Source organism: Methylomonas aurea (assembly GCF_024505045.1).
In the GTDB taxonomy this organism is placed as follows: Bacteria; Pseudomonadota; Gammaproteobacteria; order Methylococcales; family Methylomonadaceae; genus Methylomonas; species Methylomonas aurea.
Map to the genome: position 1 here is coordinate 1 of NZ_JANIBM010000076.1, position 3184 is coordinate 3184.

The 3184-nt window shown below is 47.8% G+C and carries 4 protein-coding genes and 1 pseudogene; all 5 read left to right on the forward strand.

From position 1 onward, the window contains the following. Window positions 1-226 precede the first annotated feature (226 nt). On the forward strand, window positions 227-565 hold the full coding sequence (locus NP603_RS21690) for a hypothetical protein (RefSeq protein ID WP_256611986.1): 339 nt from the start codon (window positions 227-229) through the stop codon (window positions 563-565). Window positions 566-1017: 452 nt separating this feature from the next. Beyond that, entirely contained in the window at window positions 1018-1317 is a 300-nt protein-coding gene (locus tag NP603_RS22135) for a hypothetical protein (protein WP_371928946.1), read from the forward strand. 387 nt (window positions 1318-1704) lie between these two features. Beyond that, a complete protein-coding gene (traL, locus tag NP603_RS21700; RefSeq protein ID WP_054759564.1) occupies window positions 1705-1986 on the forward strand; it encodes a type IV conjugative transfer system protein TraL in 282 nt (93 codons plus the stop codon). Further along, window positions 1983-2600, forward strand: a complete 618-nt coding sequence (locus tag NP603_RS21705; RefSeq protein ID WP_256612951.1) for a TraE/TraK family type IV conjugative transfer system protein — start codon at window positions 1983-1985, stop codon at window positions 2598-2600. Before traL ends, NP603_RS21705 begins: the two co-directional genes overlap by 4 nt. Further along, window positions 2587-3184 (forward strand): annotated as a pseudogene (locus NP603_RS21710) (type-F conjugative transfer system secretin TraK); the annotation flags it as partial. The gene NP603_RS21705 and the pseudogene NP603_RS21710, both read left to right, overlap by 14 nt.

Below are 3184 nucleotides of genomic sequence, written 5' to 3' on the forward strand. Positions count from 1 at the left end.
CCAATACGGTGCGGCAACACCTTTGTTTGCACCAGTATTGCGCAATCGGCCGCGAGAGCAGGTAAAGACGAATTTAACTCATTGATTTTAATGATGGCACTATTTGTGCTTGAAATATAAAGATTTATAGAATGGATTGATGTCATTTCTAATCTTTCATCACTCCATAAACTATAAAAACAGGACGAAATTAACGATGAATAACAACTCAATCTGGAGAAAATCTATGAAAACAAAACTATTGATTACCCTATTGTTAGGTGCTGGCATCTTAGTGGCATGTAGTGAGATGAACCCGCATCCGATGGATATGACTCAAGCCGTTCAAAGCGCAACGACCAAAGCTGATCACGAGGCATTGGCGAAACATTACGAAGAAGCGGCCAAAGAACTGCAACTTAAAGTTGAAGAGCACAAAAAACTGCTTAGCCAATACCAGTCAAAAAGTTATCTTTACGGTAAACAGGGCGACACTTTGGTCAGCCATTGCCGAGTTCTTATTAACGCCTATGAAAAAGCCGCCGAGGCCAATTTAAGTATGGCAGCAATGCATCGCCAGATGTAAGTGATTTGTGCTGCTTGCCATGAAGAATTGTGGCAAGCAGCCGCTGAACTATCTTGTTCAATTTGTTAGTCGGACAGTTGTTAAGGGTTCTGTCGTTAGTTTGACTGTCCGCTGTCGATGGGACCGGACTGTCAATTAGTTGGATGGCGAACGGCTGCTTGGGGTCGCCTTGTGACTGCCAGCTATTCAGATTGATCGTTCGAAAGCCGTCATTGAATTCGATTACCCGATAGTTGCTGTCCGTCACTGAGTCAAACCGTCCTTAAGATGACAGATCGATTAAATATTGGTGGTAGGAAAAATCAAATAAGCGGCTGTAAAAATTGTAGGTGCGGTAAGGTTCCGTAATCAAACATTTCGAAGTCAACATCCTACAGAACCGGCCCCAAAAAATTGAACAGCCGGTTAAGTGAAAACCCCTGCTACTTTTGAACGTCCGCGAGGACAAAGCAATGGAGCAGAAGATGTCCAAAAAACCAAGAAGAAAACATTCGCCGGCCTCCAAGGCCAAAGTGGCCCTGGCAGACTTGGCAGGCGATAAGACGCTGACCCAGTTGGACCCAGGAATTCGAGGTTCATCAAAATCAGATTATCGATTGGAAAAGCAAATGGCAGAACGGGCGGCCGGGGTGTATGGGAAACCCACGGAACCAAAAGCGCCTCCGGTCGTTCTACAAAACATCCAACAAATCACTTTCGATACGCTCACCCAAGCCGAAGCACTTCGTCTGAGAAAAAACGCTCGACGGTAGGAATCATCTGAAGCAACAATGCAACCCTGTTTTGCCTAGGCAGATGTTATGTCCTTCGGCGTCATAATTGACTTTTATAGCTCAACGCGCGATTTAATTCGGCGCGTTTCAAAGCAATTGCCCATCTCGGCATCTTTTCGTCCCCATCCGAATTCCGCTACTCTAGCATTATTGTCTCTGGTGCCGTTGACTTTAGCAAATTAACGAGGGTATGACCTTCCAAGTAGGGGTAGTGCTTAAAATCATGGGCGACCTCTTCAAACAAAAAAACCTGTTTATCACAATCCTGATCCCCAAACCCGCTGGCAAAGTGCATTTTAAAGGCATTTAGCCAGCGGGTTTTAATTTGCGTTTTGTGCACAATAGCCACCAACACTGGAGGCTAGCATGGAACCTACCAAGATCCCCCGCTTTATCGATGATCCACCTATTCTGTTGATTTGGACCGCCCACGACTTGGTCATTGTGGTGGCCATGATGTTGCTTGGCATCTTCATCGATCATCTGTTGTATTGCTTGATCGCATCGTACTTCGTGATCAAGTTCATCCGCCGATTCACCGATAACCGTCCGAACGGCTTTTTGGTACACGCAGCTTACTGGGTCGGTTTACTACCAACCAACGCGATATCGGTCCCTAACCCCTATATCAGGAAGTACTACCAATGAGGCTGAGTGTATTTTTACAGTCGTGGGGTTTTGTCCAAGCGGAAAACCGCCTGCACAGAATTTTATTGATCGGTTTGCTGGCAACCAACGTCATCACGGCGTTTGCTGCGTTACGAACGGAACGGACAGTGATCATGATCCCACCCAATCTGACTGAGAAGGTCGAGATTTCCCGGCAGGAGGCGTCTGCCCAAACCAAGGAAGCGTGGGGCCTATTTCTAGCGCAATTACTTGGCAACGTAACGCCCAACACACTGGATTTCGTAGGCAACGCGATATCCCCATTACTGTCATCGGAGATCCATCGCGAAATCATCAATGCAATGAACGATCAGATCAGTGCTTTGAAGATTGACAAAATATCGACGTCTTTTACGCCGAATCAAGTTTATTTCGAAAAGGAAACCAACAAACTGTTCGTGACCGGCCAGCTCATAACCAAAGGTCCAAACGATAAACCCGAATCATCCTTTCGCACTTACGAGTTTCAAATCGCGATTGTTAACTACAACCCGGTGGTGAACGACCTCGACGTCTATCAAGGGGAGCCTAAAACCAAAGAGTTTTTAGAAATGCAAAAGCAAATGGAGGCGTCCACACATGCAAATCCGTAAATGCGCGTTAATGATTGGCCTGTTTGGGGCAGCTTGTTGTGTCGTCGCCGAACCTCAGTCGGTAGACTTGTTAGCGGTTCCAGCCGACGTATTGAAAACCGGTCAATCCCAGGAAACAGCACCTACCGGTACCGGCGGCATCGCCCCGCAAACCATCAAAGTATCGGCTGGGATCAATGAGATTATCACGGTGGCGCAAAACCACCTGAATCGAATTGTGACGCCGTTTCCCAGTCCTAGGGTAAGAACGGTCAGTCGCGCCGAAACGCAAGTGGAGGGCAATGTGGTCTATGTCGCCAGCAATAGCGAAGATCCGGTCACTCTATACATAACGCCGGGCGAGAACGAATCGCTTGCCATATCGCTGACGCTGGCGCCGAAACTGATTCCGCCCCGTGAGATTCGGCTTGAACTCGCCGGCGTCGAATATTCTCGCCTGACTCAGACGCAACCGGCAGCCAAAAAAAGCGGTAACGTCGACGATACGGTTCAACAAGAGCATGTCGCGCAACTGAAAGCCACCCTGAGAGAACTGGCGTTAATGCAAAGCCCCAATGGATTCAGTGGCCGCCCGGTATCGGCGG